We start from the raw sequence: 237 nt of genomic DNA on the forward strand, positions 1-237 counted from the left end.
GTGGTCTCACGACCGTGCCGGTTCCGGCGGACGACGTTGCACACGTATTCCAGCCGCTGCGTGCCGGGCAGGTGCGCGGCGTGCCGGAACTGTCGACCGTGCTGCTGCGGTTGCACTCGCTCGACAACTTCGACGACGCCGTGCTGTTCCGGCAGGAAATCAGCAACCTGTTCGCGGGCTTTCTCGTCAAGCCGAACGCGGAGCCGGGCCTCCTGGGCGATCCGGTCACGGGCGAGG

1 protein-coding gene is annotated in these 237 nt (G+C 67.9%); it reads left to right on the forward strand.

Annotated elements, in window-relative coordinates; all coding sequences use genetic code 11:
- Positions 1 to 237 (forward strand): phage portal protein (locus tag SB771_RS37005; protein ID WP_410722286.1); only part of this gene is annotated, 237 nt, incomplete at both ends.

This window comes from Burkholderia sp. SIMBA_051, from assembly GCF_046534915.1.
Lineage (GTDB): Bacteria > Pseudomonadota > Gammaproteobacteria > Burkholderiales > Burkholderiaceae > Burkholderia > Burkholderia ambifaria.